This window comes from Nocardioides sp. SR21, assembly GCF_022761125.1.
In the GTDB taxonomy this organism is placed as follows: domain Bacteria; phylum Actinomycetota; class Actinomycetes; order Propionibacteriales; family Nocardioidaceae; genus Nocardioides.
On sequence record NZ_JAKWJR010000006.1, the window covers coordinates 132,235 to 147,043 of the forward strand.

General features: G+C 73.1%; 17 protein-coding genes. 9 read left to right on the top strand and 8 right to left on the bottom strand.

Going from position 1 to position 14,809, the window contains the following annotated elements; translation table 11 throughout:
* Positions 1-117 precede the first annotated feature (117 nt).
* Positions 118-522, top strand: coding sequence for a YciI family protein (locus MJ604_RS12775; protein ID WP_243058846.1), 405 nt, complete (start codon positions 118-120; stop codon positions 520-522).
* Complete coding sequence (locus MJ604_RS12780; RefSeq protein WP_243058847.1) at positions 522-1,655, top strand: RNA polymerase sigma factor; 1,134 nt, start codon at positions 522-524, stop codon at positions 1,653-1,655. Before MJ604_RS12775 ends, MJ604_RS12780 begins: the two co-directional genes overlap by 1 nt.
* Here the strand turns inward: MJ604_RS12780 and MJ604_RS12785 are convergent.
* From MJ604_RS12785 to MJ604_RS12800, 4 genes are read right to left on the bottom strand one after another with little or no spacing between them, the layout of a single operon-like run.
* Positions 1,652-2,383, bottom strand: coding sequence for a hypothetical protein (locus MJ604_RS12785; protein ID WP_243058848.1), 732 nt, complete (start codon positions 2,381-2,383; stop codon positions 1,652-1,654). The genes MJ604_RS12780 and MJ604_RS12785 overlap by 4 nt on opposite strands.
* Positions 2,380-3,063 carry an alpha/beta fold hydrolase gene (locus MJ604_RS12790; RefSeq protein ID WP_243058849.1) on the bottom strand — a complete coding sequence of 228 codons (684 nt, stop codon included), beginning with the start codon at positions 3,061-3,063 and terminating at the stop codon, positions 2,380-2,382. Before MJ604_RS12790 ends, MJ604_RS12785 begins: the two co-directional genes overlap by 4 nt.
* A gap of 9 nt (positions 3,064-3,072) precedes the next feature.
* A complete protein-coding gene (locus MJ604_RS12795; RefSeq protein WP_243058850.1) occupies positions 3,073-3,327 on the bottom strand; it encodes a hypothetical protein in 255 nt (84 codons plus the stop codon).
* Positions 3,327-4,535, bottom strand: coding sequence for a CdaR family transcriptional regulator (locus tag MJ604_RS12800; protein ID WP_243058851.1), 1,209 nt, complete (start codon positions 4,533-4,535; stop codon positions 3,327-3,329). The genes MJ604_RS12795 and MJ604_RS12800 overlap by 1 nt, the downstream gene beginning before the upstream one ends.
* A 157-nt stretch (positions 4,536-4,692) precedes the next feature.
* On the opposite strand from MJ604_RS12800, the gene MJ604_RS12805 reads away from it, so the two are divergent.
* The 5 genes from MJ604_RS12805 to MJ604_RS12825 are packed head-to-tail and all read left to right on the top strand — an operon-like array spanning position 4,693 to position 9,446.
* On the top strand, positions 4,693-5,463 hold the full coding sequence (locus tag MJ604_RS12805; RefSeq protein ID WP_243058852.1) for an ABC transporter ATP-binding protein: 771 nt from the start codon (positions 4,693-4,695) through the stop codon (positions 5,461-5,463).
* Positions 5,463-6,170, top strand: a complete 708-nt coding sequence (locus MJ604_RS12810; protein ID WP_243058853.1) for an ABC transporter ATP-binding protein — start codon at positions 5,463-5,465, stop codon at positions 6,168-6,170. The genes MJ604_RS12805 and MJ604_RS12810 overlap by 1 nt, the downstream gene beginning before the upstream one ends.
* Positions 6,171-6,181: 11 nt before the next feature.
* Positions 6,182-7,060, top strand: a complete 879-nt coding sequence (locus MJ604_RS12815; protein ID WP_243058854.1) for a branched-chain amino acid ABC transporter permease — start codon at positions 6,182-6,184, stop codon at positions 7,058-7,060.
* On the top strand, positions 7,057-8,100 hold the full coding sequence (locus MJ604_RS12820) for a branched-chain amino acid ABC transporter permease (RefSeq protein WP_243058855.1): 1,044 nt from the start codon (positions 7,057-7,059) through the stop codon (positions 8,098-8,100). The genes MJ604_RS12815 and MJ604_RS12820 overlap by 4 nt, the downstream gene beginning before the upstream one ends.
* A complete protein-coding gene (locus MJ604_RS12825) occupies positions 8,097-9,446 on the top strand; it encodes an ABC transporter substrate-binding protein (RefSeq protein WP_243058856.1) in 1,350 nt (449 codons plus the stop codon). Before MJ604_RS12820 ends, MJ604_RS12825 begins: the two co-directional genes overlap by 4 nt.
* 4 nt (positions 9,447-9,450) lie before the next feature.
* Here MJ604_RS12825 and MJ604_RS12830 read toward each other — a convergent pair whose 3' ends face one another.
* Positions 9,451-10,056, bottom strand: coding sequence for a class I SAM-dependent methyltransferase (locus tag MJ604_RS12830; protein WP_243058857.1), 606 nt, complete (start codon positions 10,054-10,056; stop codon positions 9,451-9,453).
* A complete protein-coding gene (truA, locus tag MJ604_RS12835) occupies positions 10,053-10,874 on the bottom strand; it encodes a tRNA pseudouridine(38-40) synthase TruA (RefSeq protein WP_243058858.1) in 822 nt (273 codons plus the stop codon). Before truA ends, MJ604_RS12830 begins: the two co-directional genes overlap by 4 nt.
* 41 nt (positions 10,875-10,915) lie before the next feature.
* On the opposite strand from truA, the gene MJ604_RS12840 reads away from it, so the two are divergent.
* A complete protein-coding gene (locus MJ604_RS12840; RefSeq protein WP_243058859.1) occupies positions 10,916-12,580 on the top strand; it encodes an FAD-dependent oxidoreductase in 1,665 nt (554 codons plus the stop codon).
* Here the strand turns inward: MJ604_RS12840 and MJ604_RS12845 are convergent.
* Entirely contained in the window at positions 12,577-13,449 is an 873-nt protein-coding gene (locus MJ604_RS12845) for a carbohydrate kinase (protein ID WP_243058860.1), read from the bottom strand. The genes MJ604_RS12840 and MJ604_RS12845 overlap by 4 nt on opposite strands.
* Positions 13,450-13,471: 22 nt before the next feature.
* On the opposite strand from MJ604_RS12845, the gene MJ604_RS12850 reads away from it, so the two are divergent.
* The gene (locus MJ604_RS12850) at positions 13,472-13,819 is read left to right on the top strand and encodes a GntR family transcriptional regulator (RefSeq protein ID WP_243058861.1); all 348 of its coding nucleotides are present in this window, start codon (positions 13,472-13,474) and stop codon (positions 13,817-13,819) included.
* Between the two features lies 1 nt (position 13,820).
* Here MJ604_RS12850 and MJ604_RS12855 read toward each other — a convergent pair whose 3' ends face one another.
* Complete coding sequence (locus MJ604_RS12855) at positions 13,821-14,714, bottom strand: hypothetical protein (protein WP_243058862.1); 894 nt, start codon at positions 14,712-14,714, stop codon at positions 13,821-13,823.
* Positions 14,715-14,809: the final 95 nt, after the last annotated feature.

A 14,809-nucleotide genomic window follows, 5' to 3' on the forward strand; every position in this document is an offset into this window, starting at 1 on the left:
AGCCGGCAGCCGCCGCTCCGGAAACTTCTTCACGGCTCGATGTCGAGACCCGTCCGACGGCTTCGTCCTCGGGATGTGCGACCACAATGGAGCACCGGAACCGAGGAGAGATCCACCATGGCGAAGTACCTGCTTCTCAAGCACTACCGCGGCGCGAAGGAGATCCCATGCGCGCCGATGGACCAGTGGACGCCCGAGGAGGTCGAGGCGCACCTGGCGTTCATGGGCCACGTGGCGAACACCTTCCGCGAGCGCGGTGAGTTCGTCGATGCCCAGGCGCTGGCTCCCGAGGGCACGTTCGTCCGGTACGACGGCGAGGGCCGGGCGCCGGTGACCGACGGTCCGTTCGCGGAGACCAAGGACCTGATCGCCGGCTGGATGGTGATCGACGTCGACTCCGTCGAGCGCGCGCACGAGGCGGCGGCGTTCCTCTCGTCCGCGCCCGGTCCGGGCGGCGAGCCGATCAACGAGTGGATCGAGGTCCGCCCGTTCCTGGAGCACACCCACACCGACGTCGAGTGATGGAGGCGTTGGTCCGGGACCTGGCGCCCCAGGTCCTCGGTGTCCTCGTCCGCCGCGGAGCCGACTTCGCGGCGGCCGAGGACGCCGTCCAGGAGGCGCTGGTCGAGGCGGTACGCCGCTGGCCCGACGACCCGCCCGCCGACCCGAAGCCGTGGCTGATCACGGTCGCCTGGCGGAAGTTCATCGACGCGAGCCGCCGGGAGTCCGCGCGGCGGACGCGTGAGGAGCGGATCCACGACGAGCCCGCTCCAGGTCCGGCCGAGGAGCACGACGACACCCTGCAGCTGCTGTTCCTGTGCTGCCACCCGGCGCTGACGCCGGCGTCCGCGGTGGCCCTCACGCTGCGCGCGGTGGGCGGGCTCACCACCGCGCAGATCGCCGACGCCTACCTCGTGCCGGAGCCGACGATGGGGCAGCGGATCAGCCGCGCGAAGCGCACCGTCGCGGACGCCGGGGTCGGGGCGCCCGGCGACCTGTCGCGCGTCCTCAAGGTCCTGTACCTCGTGTTCAACGAGGGCTACTCCGGCGACGTCGACCTGGCCGCGGAGGCGATCCGGCTGACCCGGATGCTGATGCGCGCCAGCGACGAGCCCGAGGTGGCCGGCCTGCTGGCCCTGATGCTGCTCCACCACGCGCGGCGTACCGCCCGGTGGACGGCGGACGGTGCGCTGGTCCCGCTCGCGGAGCAGGACCGGTCGCTGTGGGACACCGCGCTGATCGCCGAAGGAGTGGAGATCCTCCAGGCGGCGCTGGCGAAGGACCGGCTCGGCGAGTACCAGTGCCAGGCCGCGATCGCCGCCCTGCACTGCGATGCGCGCTCGACCGAGGAGACCGACTGGACGCAGGTCCTGGAGTGGTACGACGAGCTGGTGAGTCTCACCGACTCACCTGTCGTCGCGCTCAACCGGGCTGTCGCGGTCGGCGAGGCCGACGGCCCGCTGGCCGGGCTGCGGGCGCTGCAGGAGGTGCCCGCCGACGTACCCCGCCGGACGGCGGTCGAGGCGTGGCTCCACGAGCGTGCCGGTGACGTCGCGATCGCCGCGACCCTCTACGCGCAGGCCGCGAGTGCGGCGCGCAGCACCGCCGAGCGCGACCACCTCACGAAGCAGGCGGCCCGGCTGCGGCACGGCTAGAGGACGACCGACCCCGACGTCGCCACCGCGCTGCCGATCAGGAACGACAGCAGGAACGCCCAGCCGCCGGTGAGCCGGCCCTCGGTGCGCGCGGGCGTCGGACGGAACGAGGTCGCGCCGCTGAGGAACAGGAACGCGAGGGTGCCCACGGGCGCGGCCAGGCCCAGCAGCCAGAACCACGCCCAGCGGGTCGCCCGGTGCGGCTCCGGGCCGCGGATCAGCAGCCACAGCGCGCCGATGAACGTGGCGAGCCCCACCATCAACGTCCAGCCGGGGAGCTGCCAGCCGCTGACCGGCGGCGACCCGAACGTGATGCGGAACCCGAACTCACCGACCCCGCCGGCCTCCCCGGAGCGCGTGGTGCGCAGGTCCGGGTCCATCTGCCGGAGCTCCTCGTCCACCCGGCCGCGCACGGTGGGGACGTCGTCGCTCCACGTCATCGACCACGACGACCCGCGCTGCTTGACGGTCGACTCGTAGACCTCCGTGACCCGCGGGACCCATCGATCCCGCCAGTGCACCTCGGCAACCGCGCTGCCGCGCCCGTGGCCGTCCGGAAGGCCGCCGGCGACCCGGATCTCGTCGACCCGGCCGTCCTGGACCGCGGACACCAGGTCGTCGTACGAGGCCGCCCGAGCGCCCACGAGCAGCATCGCGGCAATCGTCGCCAGGCAGCCGAGGACCAGCGCCCACGCGACACAGCGCGTCGCGACCTCCCGAGTGATCACCGCGCGAACGGTACGGCAAGCGCGGCAACCGCCACCGGCCCCTCGACGTGCGCGTTGTGGCCGAGACCGGGCAGCGTGACCGGGGCGTCGGCGACCATCGGGTCGTGCTCGCCGCGCGCCAGCACCACGGGGCAGGCCGCCCGCGCGAGCAGGCCGGCCAGGTCCGGGACACCCACGCCGAAGGTCGCGGGGTCCTGGGCGACCCGCCACCCGTCCGGCGTCTCGACGATCCCGGCGTCGGCGCCGGCAGGGTCGGCGAGCCCGGCCAGCCTGAGATAGCGCGCGACCGCCTCGTCCCGGGTCGGGTAGAAGGTCGCCGACCGCTCCACCATCCTCCGGGCGGACGCGACGTGCTCCTCGGGCCAGTCGACCTTCACCCCGAACGCCACGACCGCGCTGGCGACGTCGGCCAGCTCGAGGGCGACGACCCCGCCCATCGAGTGCCCCAGCACGATCACCTCGCGGTCAGCGGGGAGCAACGGGCGTACGGCGTCCGCGTGCCGGGCGAACGTGTACGGCGGTGCCCAGGCGCTGCGCCCGTGCCCCGGCAGGTCGACCGCCAGCCAGCCACCCGGCCAGGCGTCCTGAACGCCGGTCCACACCTCGGCCGTCGCGCCGAGCCCGTGCAGCAGCACCAGCAGCGGACCGGAGTCCGCGCCACCGCGTCGCGACCAGATCATGGCGGCACGCTAGCCGAGCAGGAGGATCAGGCCGCCCGCGATCACGGCCGCGACGAGCAGCCCGACCGCGAACCGCCGCAAGTGCGACGCCCCGATCATCGCGGCGACCAGGCCCACGAACACGAACGTGACCGCCAGCGCGACGTCCCGGGCGCCGTACCGCCAGACGGCGCCCACCAGCAGCCCGGCGGCGACACCGAGGACGGCGCCGGGGATCCAGCCGGGGCGCCGACGGTGAGGGACACGGAACTCCGGGAGCGCCATCAGTCGGTCCGCGCGGCCAGCAGCCCGAGCTCGAGCAGCAGCTTGTCCCGTGGGGTCGAGAGCGACCGCCCGGTGAGCTCCTCGATCTGCTTCGCGCGGTAGATGACGGTGTTGCGGTGGCAGTACAGCGACTCGGCCGCGTGCTTGGCGGAGCCGTCGTGCTCGAGGAGCGCGACCAGCGTCTGGCGCAGGGTGTCGGCGGCGTGCGGCGGCTGCGCCAGGATCGGCGCGACCGTCTCGCGCACGAGCAGCGCCGCGACCTCGGGGCTGCCGGCGAGCAGCACCTCGGGCAGCCGCTGGCTGACCGCGACCACGCACGGCTCACCGGCCGGCAGCGTCTCGGTGGCACGGGCGGCGAGCTGGAAGGCGGTCGCGAACCCGGCCATCCCGTCGACCGACGAAGCGACCGCGGCGCGACCGGTCGCGAGCGGCGCCAGGTGCTCGGCGAGGGCGGCGTCGCGCGGCAGGTCGCCGGCGAGCAGGCCGAAGTACAGGCCGCCGCGCACGTGCCAGTGCGACACGATCCCGAGGCGTTCCAGCCGGTCGGTGGACGCGATCAGCGGCTCGTCGAGCGAGCCGTCGTACGGCGCCACCACGCACGCGACCGACATCTCGGGGCCGAGGCCGAGGACCTCGCGGGCGTCGGTGGCGAAGTCGGGGTCGGCGCCGCGGCCCTCGACGAGCGCGTCGAGGGTGCGCTGCTGGCGCTGCAGGTCGCGCCGCTGCAGCCGGGCGCTCTCGCGCCGGTAGGCCTCGATGAACACCGCGTTCTGCACGTCGAGCGCGGACCACACCTGCTGGCCCGCGATCAGCAGCACCTGCTCGTCGACGTTGTCGAGGGCGCCCTGGGCGAGCAGCGCCTCCCACAGCACGCGGGTGCCGAGCGTGTAGGCGTTGAGCACCAGCTCCATGGGGATCTGCTGTCGAGCGCGCCGGCGACCGGTCTCGCGCCAGAGCTCGGCCGTGACGTGGGTGGCGTCGGCGACGCCGGCCATCGCCTCGATCCCGTGCCGGACGTGGTCGCGGGTGCTCGCGCGGACGTCCACCTGGAACTCCGGGCCGGTGCGCTCGTAGAGCTCGGCGTCCTTCTCCAGCAGCGACAGGCAGATGTCGTCGGCGACGGCGTCGGCCTGCCCGAGCACGGACATCCACGCCTCCGCAACCTGGGCCTCGAGCGCAGGCGTCACCTCCCCGGCGAACGGACGCATGGAGGCACCTTCGCACCCGGAGCACAAATTGCGCCAGACCCACCCCCAGGACATGGCGCTCAGCCCGACACCTGCTGTGCCCTGCGCCCAATGCGCATCCTGTGCGCTCCGACCAAGGTGGTGCCCGTCACAGTCCGGGCCGTGAGGGAGGAACGCCGTGCAGGGTTCCGGCTCCGGCTTCGCCATCCGCGGGGTGACCGTCCGGTTCGGCGGCCTGACCGCGCTGTCGGAGGTGTCGCTCACCGCTCCCCCGCAGCAGGTCCTCGGCGTCATCGGTCCCAACGGCGCCGGCAAGACCACGCTCTTCAACGTCGCCTGCGGCTTCGTCCGCCCCGACGAGGGCACGCTCCACTGGCGCGGCGAGGACCGGCCCGGCCTGCGCCCGCACGACCTCGCCGGCCTCGGCATCGCGCGCACCCTCCAGGGCCTCGGCCTGTTCGACAAGATGACCGTGCTCGACAACGTGCTCGTCGGCGCCGACCAGGTCGCGGGCGCCGGCTTCTGGTCCGGCCTGCTCGGCCTGCGCCGCTCGACCCGCGACGAGGCGCGGCTGCGGGAGCGAGCGCTGTCCGCGCTCGACGAGCTGGGCGTGGCGTCGTACGCCGGCCGCTACCCGGGCAGCCTTCCGTACGCACTGCGCAAGAAGGTCGCGCTCGCTCGCGCCCTGGTCGCCGAGCCCGAGCTGCTGCTGCTGGACGAGCCGGCCAGCGGGCTCTCCGACGAGGAGATGGCCGAGCTCGGTGAGCGGCTGCGCGGGCTCACCGACCGGATGGCGATCATGCTCGTCGAGCACCACATGGACCTGGTGATGTCGGTGTGCGACAGCCTCGTCGTCCTCGACTTCGGCAAGGTGATCGCCACCGGTACGCCGGACGACGTCAAGGACGACCCGGCCGTCCGCGCCGCCTACCTCGGCGAGGCCGTCTGATGATCGAGGTGCGCGAGCTCTCGGCGTCGTACGGCGCGGTCCACGCGCTGCGCGACGTCACGTTCACCGCACCGACCGGCGAGGTGACCGCGGTGCTCGGCGCGAACGGCGCCGGCAAGACCACGCTGCTGCGCACCATCACCGGGCTGGTGCGGGCCCGGTCCGGGAGTGCGACGTACGACGGTCGCGAGCTGACCCGGACGGCCCCGGAGCTGATGCCGCGGCTCGGCATTGCGCACGTGCCCGAGGGCCGCGGGGTGATCACCGAGCTGACCGTCGAGGAGAACCTCCGGCTCGGCGGGCTCGGGCGCGGTCGCGGGAAGGCCGGCGCCGCACAGCTCGAGCGGGTCTACGGACTGTTCCCCGCGGTCGCGGACCGGCGTACCGCCCTCGCGCACACGCTCTCGGGCGGCGAGCGCCAGATGCTCGTCCTCGGCCGCGCCCTGATGGCGGAGCCGGACGTGCTGCTCCTCGACGAGCCGTCGCTCGGGCTGGCGCCGCGGATCGTCGCGCAGATGTTCGAGCTCGTGCAGTCCCTCGTCGCCGACGAGGGGCTGACCGTGCTGCTGGTCGAGCAGAACGCCCGCAGCGCCCTGTCCATCGCGCACCGCGGCGTCGTGCTGAACCTCGGGCGGGTGGTCGTCGACGACCGCGCCGAGGTGCTCGCCGGCGACGACCAGCTCCGACACGCATACCTCGGGTTCTGACAGGAGGAACCGTGCAACAGCTCGTGAACACCCTCCTCGGCGGACTGACGCTCGGCATGGTCTACGCCGCGTTCGCCCTTGCCCTGGTGATGATCTGGCGCTCGACGCGGATCGTGAACTTCGCCCAGGCGCCGATGGCGATGGTCACGACGTTCATCGCCCTGCGGATCATCGAGGCCGGCCACTCGTACTGGCTCGGCTTCGCGGCCGCGCTGCTCGCGGGACTCCTCCTGGGCGCCCTGGTCGAGCGGGTGCTGGTCCGGCCGGTCGAGGGCAAGGCGGAGATCAACGCGGTGATCCTCACCCTCGGCCTGTTCATCGTGCTGCACGCGCTCGCCTCGGTCGTGTTCGGCAACCGCTACCGCTCCTTCCCTGCCGCGTTCGGCATCCGCGGGATGGAGGTCGGCGACATGACGATCGCCCTGACGGGCTTCGGGATCTTCACGATCCTCGCGGTGCTCGCGGTGATGGGCCTGCTGGTGCTGCTGTTCCGCTTCACCGACCTCGGGCTGCGGATGCGCGCGTCGGCGTACAACCAGGAGGTCGCGCGGCTGCTCGGCGTCCGCGTCGGCCACATGCTCACCCTGGGCTGGGCTCTCGCCTCGCTCGTGGGCTCGTTGGCGGGCCTCCTCATCGCCGGCGGCAGCCTCGTGCACCCGGGCTACATGGACGCGGTCGTCGTCTACGGCTTCGTCGCCGCGGTGCTCGGCGGCCTCGACAGCCCGGCCGGCGCCGTGGTCGGCGGGCTGCTGCTCGGGGTCTCGCTGAGCCTGGTCTCCGGGTACGTCGGCTCGGAGCTGGTCGCGCTCGCCGCGCTCGCGATCCTGATGGTGGTCCTGCTGCTCCGGCCGCAGGGCCTGTTCGCCCAGGCCCGGGAGCGACGCGTATGACGCGCCTCGGCAGGCTGCTGCGCAGCCACCTCGTCGTCGCGGCGCTGGGCGTCGTGATGATCGTGCTGGTGCTGAGCAGCGTCAACGACTTCCGCGCCGTCCAGCTCACGCAGATGGCCTACCTCGGCATCGCCGCCGGCGGCCTCACGATCCTCACCGGGCTCAACGGCCAGATCTCGCTGGGCCACGGCGCGCTGATGGCGATCGGCGCGTACACGACCGCCCTGCTCCTGCAGGACGACGAGCCGGCGCTGCCCCTGCTGGTGATCCTCGTCGTCGCGACCGCCGTGACGCTGGCCGTCGGTGCCCTGATCGGCATCGCCGCCGCGCGCCTGCACGGGCCGTACCTCGCCGGCGCCACCCTCGCGCTCGCCGTCGCCGTCCCCGGCATCGCGCTGTACTTCGGCGACGCCCTCGGCGGCGAGCAGGGCCTGCGCGTCCGGGTGCCCGACGCGCCCGGCTGGGTGCTCGACGCGGCGTACTTCGTCACCGGCCAGGACCTCACGCCGAGCAAGTACGTCGCCTACCTCGGTTGGTTCACCCTCGTGGTCGCGTACGTCGCACTCGCGAACCTCTCGCGCAGCCGGGTCGGCCGGCGCTGGCGCGCCGTACGCGACGACGACGTGGCGGCCGAGGTCGCCGGCATCGGGCTCGGCCGCGCGCGGGTGTCGGCGTTCGTCGTGAGCGCCGCGGCCGCCGGCGCCGCCGGGTTCGTGATGGCGACCTCGGTCCGGCTGGCCGCACCCAGCGGGTTCTCCCTGACGCTGAGCCTCACCCTCCTCACGGCCGTCGTGCTCGGCGGACTCGGCAGCCTGACCGGCGCGCTGGTGGGCGCCGCGCTGCTGACCTTCCTGCCCGGCGTCGTCACCGACGCCGGCGTGGGCGCCGGTCTCGACGACATCCGCGCCGCCGAGCTCGCCCCGCTGGTCTACGGGGTCGTCATGGTCGCGGTCATCCTGCTCGCCCCCTCCGGCCTCGTCGGCAGCCTGCGCTCCGTCTGGCTGCGCCACCGCACCACCGTCAAAGGAGAAACGCCATGAGGACACGCCACAGGAGGCTGGCCGGCGCGGTCAGCATCCTCACTTCCCTGCTCCTGGTCGCCGCCTGCGGCGCCGGCGGGCGCTCTGACGACGACGGCGACGGTGACGGCGGCAGCGCCTCCGACGTCGGTGTCACCGCTGACTCCATCAAGATCGGCGGCACCTTCCCGCTGACCGGCGTGGCCGCTCCCGGCTACAGCGAGATCCCCACCGGCGCGCAGGCCTACTTCGACTGGGTCAACGACAACGGCGGCGTCTACGGGCGCTCGATCGACTTCGAGGTCAAGGACGACGGCTACGACCCGACCAAGACCAGCAGCCTCACCAACGAGCTGGTGCTGCAGGACCAGGTGTTCGCGACCGTCGGCTCGCTCGGCACGCCCACCCACAGCGCGGTCGTCGACTTCCTCAACGACGAGGAGGTGCCGGACCTGTTCGTCTCGTCCGGCTCGCTGCAGTGGGGCGACGACCCCGAGGCCCGACCGATGACGTTCGGCTGGCAGCCCGACTACGAGATCGAGGGCAAGATCATCGGCCAGTACGTCGCCGAGGAGATGCCCGACGCCAAGGTCGGCCTCTTCCTCCAGGACGACGACTTCGGCGAGGACGCGGAGCTGGGCGTCCGGCAGTACCTCGACGAGCAGATCGTCGACGTGCAGCGCTACACCTCCGGCAACACCGACATCGGCCCGCAGATCGCGGGGCTGCAGGCCAGCAAGCCCGACATCGTGCTCGCGTTCACGACGCCGTCGTACACCGCGCTCGCGCAGCTGGTCTCGCTGAAGCTCGGCTTCGCGCCGCAGTGGTACGTATCCAACGTCGGCTCGGACCCGGCACTGGTCGGCTCGCTGCTCGAGCAGTTCTCCGAGGGCGCGGTGCCCGGTGACGCGTCGGCGCTCAACGGCGTGATGTCGTCGGAGTACATCCCCGGCATCGACGCGCAGGACAACGCGTGGGTCCAGCTGTGGCAGCAGGTCTGGGACGCGCACGGCGCCAAGGGCGAGCTCACGAACTACCGGATCTACGGCATGTCCTGGGCGTACACGTTCGTGCAGGCGCTGCAGGCGGCCGGGGAGGACCTCACCCGCGAGGGCCTCGTCGACGCGCTGGAGGAGGTCGGCTCCTCGCTCGAGGGCCCGAACCTCGCGCCGTACCGCTACAGCGACGACAGCCACCTCGGCATCTCCGGCCTGCAGCTCGTGCAGCTGGAGAACGGCGTGGGCGAGCCGCTCACCGACGTCCTGGTGACCGACATCGGCGACGCGGAGATCGCGACGGACGACTCGGGCCAGGCCGACGACGGTCCGCCGGACGGTGGCATCCCGGACGTCGACGCGGTCGACTGAGGCGTCAGGCCGGGCGGCTCTCGAGCACGCGGAACCCCTTCGCGCTCGCGAGCCGCTCGGTCGGCCAGCCCTGCTCGCCGAGCCACCGCTGCAGCGAGTCCGCGCCGAGGAACTTGCCGACGACCATCACCAGGCGGCCGCCCGGCGCGAGCCGCGGCAGCCAGGTCAGCAGCAGCTCGTGCAGCGCCTGCTTGCCGATCCGGATCGGCGGGTTCGACCAGATCTCGTCGTACACCTCGTTGGTGGGCACCTGCTCGGGACGGCAGGCGATGAAGCGGCCCTGCACGCCCATCGCCTTCGCGTTCTCGTTGGCGAGCAGGATCGCGCGGTCGTTGACGTCCACGGCGGTGATCGAGGCGAGGGGGACGGCGGCCGCGATCGCGAGCCCGATCGCGCCGTACCCGCAGCCCAGGTCGAGGAAGCGACCCTGCGCCGGGGCCTCGGTCTCACGGAACAGGATCGCGGTCGCGTGGTCGAGGTGCCCGCGGCTGAAGACGCCGGACCCGCTGACCAGCGTCAGCTCGTGGCCCCACACCTCGCAGGTGAAGGTCTCGCGCTCGAACGCGACCGTCGGGTCCGCGCTGAAGTAGTGGTCCTGCTCGTCACTCACCCGCATGCCTCTCGGTCGTCGAGCGTGTCGAGACGCTTCGCTCTCGTCTGTACGGCGCGCGCCGCGAGGTCGGCGTCGGCCGGGTACGCGACCTCCTCCAGTGTCAGCCCGTGCGCGTGCACGACCGCCACCGCGGGGTTGCGCACCTCCGCCGACAGGATCTCGCCCGCCCACTCCACCGGCCGCCGGCCCTCACCGATCGCGATCAGGCAGCCGACCAGCGAGCGCACCATGCTGTGGCAGAACGCGTCCGCGCGGACAGTTCCCACGAGCACACCGTTCTCGTCCCGTACCCAGAACAGCTCCTCCAGCGTGCGGATCGTGGTCGCACCCTCGCGCTGCTTGCAGAACGACGCGAAGTCGTGGCGCCCGAGGAGCAGCGCCGAGGCGGCGTTCATCGCGTCCAGGTCCAGCGGCCGCGGCCAGGCGAGCACGTGGTTGCGGGTCAGCGGGTCGACGGCGCCGGGGCGGTCCGCGATCCGGTAGGCGTAGCGCCGCCAGAGCGCGCCGAACCGCGCGTCGAAACCCTCCGGCGCCTCGACGGCCCGGCGGATCCGCACGTCGGCGGGCAGGATCCCGTTGAGCCGGCGTACCAGCGGAGCGGGGTCGATCGGCTCCTCGACGTCGAGGTGGGCCACCTGGCCGCGGGCGTGCACCCCGGAGTCGGTCCGGCCGGCGCACACCACGGCCACCGACTCGACGCGCAGCAGGGTGGCGAGCGCCGCCTGCAGCTCGCCCTGGACGGTACGCAGCCGCGGCTGGGCTGCCCAGCCGTGGAAGTCGGTGCCGTCGTAGGCGAGGTCGAGACGGATGCGCACGACTCGCCATCCTATTGCGGGCGAGTCCTAGGCTCATGATCGTGAGCGCCAACCCCGCCATCGTCCTCATCGCCCCCGACCACCCCGACGACATGCGGGCCGGGTTCGCCCGCTACGTCGCCGAGTACGACGTCCGCCTCGCGCGCTCCTGCCACGACGCCGTCCAGGTCACCCACGACATCGTCGCCGAGGGCGGCACGGTCGCCCTGTTCGTGAGCGAGTCGGTGCTGCCCGACGCCGACGTCCTGCAGTGCTTCCACAAGCTGCGCGAGAAGATGCCGACCGGACGCCGCGTGATCGCCGCGCACTGGGAGCGGTTCATCACCGACGCGCCCGGCCTGCGGCCGGGCATGGCGAAGGGCAAGTACGACGCCTTCCTCCTCATGCCCCGCGGCACCCGCGACGAGGAGTTCCACAACGCGATCACCGACCTGCTCTCCGACTGGGGCTCGACGGTCGCGGACCCGGAGGTCGTGTCGGTCAAGATCGTCAGCCCCGTGCGCGACGGGCTGACGCTGGCGATCCAGGACTTCTTCGACCGGATGGGCATGCCCAACAAGGTCTACGAGCCCGACTCCGAGGGCGGTCGCTACGTCCTCGACCAGTGGGACGGCGAGCCGGCGTACCCCCTCGTCTGCGCGATCAACCGGCCGGTCGTCCACGCCACCAGCGTCCACGACGTCGCGGTCGCGATGTACGGCGCACCGACCGAGCTCGACCTCGAGCACGTCGTCGACCTCGCGGTGGTCGGAGGCGGTCCGGCCGGCCTCGCCGCCGCGGTGTACGCCGCGTCCGAGGGCCTGTCGACGGTGGTCCTCGAGGCCGAGGCGATCGGCGGGCAGGCCGGCACCAGCTCGATGATCCGCAACTACCTCGGCTTCCCGCGCGGCATCTCCGGGATGCGGCTCGCCCAGCGCGCCCGCAACCAGGCGCTGCGCTTCGGGGCGACGTTCTTCACCGGCCAGGTCGTCGGCGAGCTGCGTCCCGGCTTCGGCGGCGAGCCCCACGTCGTCTGCACGGAGACCGGCGAGGTGCGCGCTCGCGCGGTCGTCATCTCGAGCGGCGTCGCGTACCGCAAGCTGCGCGTCGACCCGGTCGAGGAGCTGGTGGGGATGGGCGTCTACTACGGCGCCGCGATGACCGCCGCCCGCGAGATGGAGGGCCAGGACGTGTACGTCGTCGGCGGCGGCAACTCCGCCGGCCAGGCCGCCGTGCACCTGGCGCGGTTCGCCCGCTCGGTCACGATCCTGGTCCGCCGGCCGAGCCTGGCCGAGACGATGTCGGCGTACCTGATCGGCGAGATCGAGTACAACAGCCGGATCTCGGTGCGCACCTGCACCCAGGTCGTCGACGGCGGTGGCGACGGCCGGCTCGAGTGGCTGTCGCTGGAGGACGTGCGCACGGGCGAGCGGGAGCGGGTGGCGGCGTACGGGCTGTTCCTGCTGCTCGGCGCCGAGCCGCGCTGCGACTGGCTCCCCGGCGCGGTCGCGCGGGACCCGCGCGGCTTCGTGCTGACCGGGCGCGATGTGCCGCAGGACGCCTGGGCGGACGGGCTGCCGCCGGAGCCGCTCGCGACGACGGTGCCCGGCATCTTCGCGGCCGGCGACATCCGCGCCGGCTCGATGAAGCGGGTCGCGTCGGCCAGCGGCGAGGGCGCGTCGGTCGTGCCGTTGGTGCACGCCTACCTGGCGCCCGAGGCTCCCTAGAGCTCGGAGCGGTACGGCGGGTCCGCGCCCGGACGGGAGACCGTGACGGCGGCGGCGCGGGCGGCGTGCGCGAGCACGGCCTCGATCTCGCCGGTCGACAGCTCGGCCGGGGAGCGGTCCCACAGCGCGTCGATGACGGCCGCACCGAACGTGTCGCCCGCGCCGATGGTGTCGGCGACGTCGACCGGGAGCGAGGCGACCTCCACGGTGTGCTCCTCGGCCACCCAGGTCGCACCGTCACCGCCGCGGGTGACCACGACCGCGCTCGGGCCGAGCGTCAGGACATGGCGGGCCGCGGACTCGGTGTCGAGGTGCGGGTACAACGTCACCAGGTCCTCGTCGGAGGCCTTCACCACGTCGGCGACCGCGGCCATCCGCTCCACCCGGGCGACCAGCTCCGGACCGGTGCCGGTGATCGCCGGACGCGCGTTGATGTCGTAGGTGACGGTCGCCGCGTCCAGGCCGAGCAGCAGCTCGAGCACCTGGTCGGCACCGGGCTCGAGGACCGCCCCGATCGAGCACACGTGGACGACCGCCGGCTCCCCGAGGTCGACGGCGCCGATGCGCCAGTCGAGGTCGAAGGCGTACGACGCCGACCCGTCCACGCCGATCGTCGCCGCCGCGGTCGCGGTGCGCTCGAGCACCACCGGGTCGCTCGCCAGCTCCACACCCGCGTCCGCCAGGTGCTCGGCGAGCACCCGGCCGCGGTCGTCGGCGCCCCAGGCGGTCGCGAACCGCACCGGCCGGCCCAGCCGCGCCAGCGCGACGGCCACGTTGGCCGCGCTGCCTCCGGCGTACTCGATGCTCCGGCCGTCGGCGCGGTGGACGATGTCGATCAGTGACTCACCGATGACCAGCACGCTCTGCATGAGACGTCTCTACCATGCCCGCATGGACGTCCACCCGCTCGACCCGGCCTCCGACGCCGCGCCCTTCGAACAGCTGCGCGCCCAGATCGCGCGGCGGGCCGCGTCCGGCGACCTGCCCGCGGGCGCCCGGCTCCCGACCGTCCGCGCGCTCGCCGAGACCCTGGGCCTGGCGGTCAACACCGTCGCCAAGGCCTACCGCGCCCTCGAGACCGACGGCGTGATCGTCACCGAGGGACGCCGCGGCACCTTCATCGCGTCAGCCACCCCGGGCGCCGATGTGCGCGACGCGGCGGCGGCGTACGTCGAGACCGCGCGGCGCCAGGGCCTCACCCTCCCCGAGGCCGTCCGGCTGGTCGAGCAGGGCTGGTAGGTCACCAGGCGCTGCGCAGGGTGGCGATCCTGGAGTCGCCCACGGACTTCTGGATCTCCCTCACGCCGGCCTTGCGCCCGCGCAGGTAGCGGTCGAAGAAGCCGGCCGACGACTCGACCAGGATCGGGTCCCCACCGGTGTTGAGGTCGTGGCCCACGCGGTCGAGGGTGATGAAGCCCTTCGGGCGGGCGACGCGCCGGTAGCTCTGCCGCGCGTCGTCGTAGGAGATCACCGTGTCGGCGTTCCCGTTGATCATCAGCAGCGGCGGGCCGCCGGCGCCCTGGAACGATCCGCCCATCGCGGTGCCGGCCTTGGAGACGACCGCGCCGATCCGCTTGTCGCGGCCGTCCCGGTCGACGAGGGCCAGCCCGAGGATCCCGCCCATGGAGGTACCGATGTAGCCGACCTCGGCCTTGTCCTTGACCCGGCCGGCGAGGACGCCGCCGCCCGTCCGGCTCGACCGCTTGACCTTGGTGATCGTGCGGCTGACGTCCTCGGTGTACCCCCCGAAGTCGTAGCCGCTCGCGAACGTCGGAGCAGCCACCACGTAGCCCTGCTGGACCAGGTAGGTGTGCAGTCGCGCGGCCGACGGCCCGTCGCCACCGGACCCGTGGCCGGCGACCACGAGGTGGGAGGCCCGGCAGACCGGCTTCGCGTTCTCGCCGTTCGAGGTCGCGGGGTAGGCGACGGTGATCTGGAGGGAGGCACCGCGCGAGCGGGTCCGCAACGTCGTCGTACCGACGGCGTACGGCGCCGAGGCTGCTGCGCACGCCCGGCTCTGAGGTTCGGCCGGCGACGCCGGGACGGCGGCTGCGGGAACGGTGATCCCGGCGAGAGCCAGGGTCAGCGCGGCGCCGCGCGCGGAGCGGGACAGGGACATCCGAGAAGTAGTCATAGCGCATCGAACCTAGGAGGAGCACCCGGCGTCAGCCGAATCCGGGCGACCGAGATGCCCGTCACCCCACGCCGAAATGACACCGACCCGCCGGA

Bases quoted from the DNA above. Each gene is read 5' to 3' on its own strand.
- MJ604_RS12775 (WP_243058846.1), top strand. From the start codon at position 118: ATGGCGAAGTACCTGCTTCTCAAGCACTACCGCGGCGCGAAGGAGATC.
- MJ604_RS12780 (WP_243058847.1), top strand. From the start codon at position 522: ATGGAGGCGTTGGTCCGGGACCTGGCGCCCCAGGTCCTCGGTGTCCTC.
- MJ604_RS12790 (WP_243058849.1), bottom strand. From the start codon at position 3,063: ATGATCTGGTCGCGACGCGGTGGCGCGGACTCCGGTCCGCTGCTGGTG.
- MJ604_RS12795 (WP_243058850.1), bottom strand. From the start codon at position 3,327: ATGGCGCTCCCGGAGTTCCGTGTCCCTCACCGTCGGCGCCCCGGCTGG.
- MJ604_RS12800 (WP_243058851.1), bottom strand. From the start codon at position 4,535: ATGCGTCCGTTCGCCGGGGAGGTGACGCCTGCGCTCGAGGCCCAGGTT.
- MJ604_RS12810 (WP_243058853.1), top strand. From the start codon at position 5,463: ATGATCGAGGTGCGCGAGCTCTCGGCGTCGTACGGCGCGGTCCACGCG.
- MJ604_RS12820 (WP_243058855.1), top strand. From the start codon at position 7,057: ATGACGCGCCTCGGCAGGCTGCTGCGCAGCCACCTCGTCGTCGCGGCG.
- MJ604_RS12825 (WP_243058856.1), top strand. From the start codon at position 8,097: ATGAGGACACGCCACAGGAGGCTGGCCGGCGCGGTCAGCATCCTCACT.
- MJ604_RS12845 (WP_243058860.1), bottom strand. From the start codon at position 13,449: ATGCAGAGCGTGCTGGTCATCGGTGAGTCACTGATCGACATCGTCCAC.
- MJ604_RS12850 (WP_243058861.1), top strand. From the start codon at position 13,472: ATGGACGTCCACCCGCTCGACCCGGCCTCCGACGCCGCGCCCTTCGAA.
- MJ604_RS12855 (WP_243058862.1), bottom strand. From the start codon at position 14,714: ATGACTACTTCTCGGATGTCCCTGTCCCGCTCCGCGCGCGGCGCCGCG.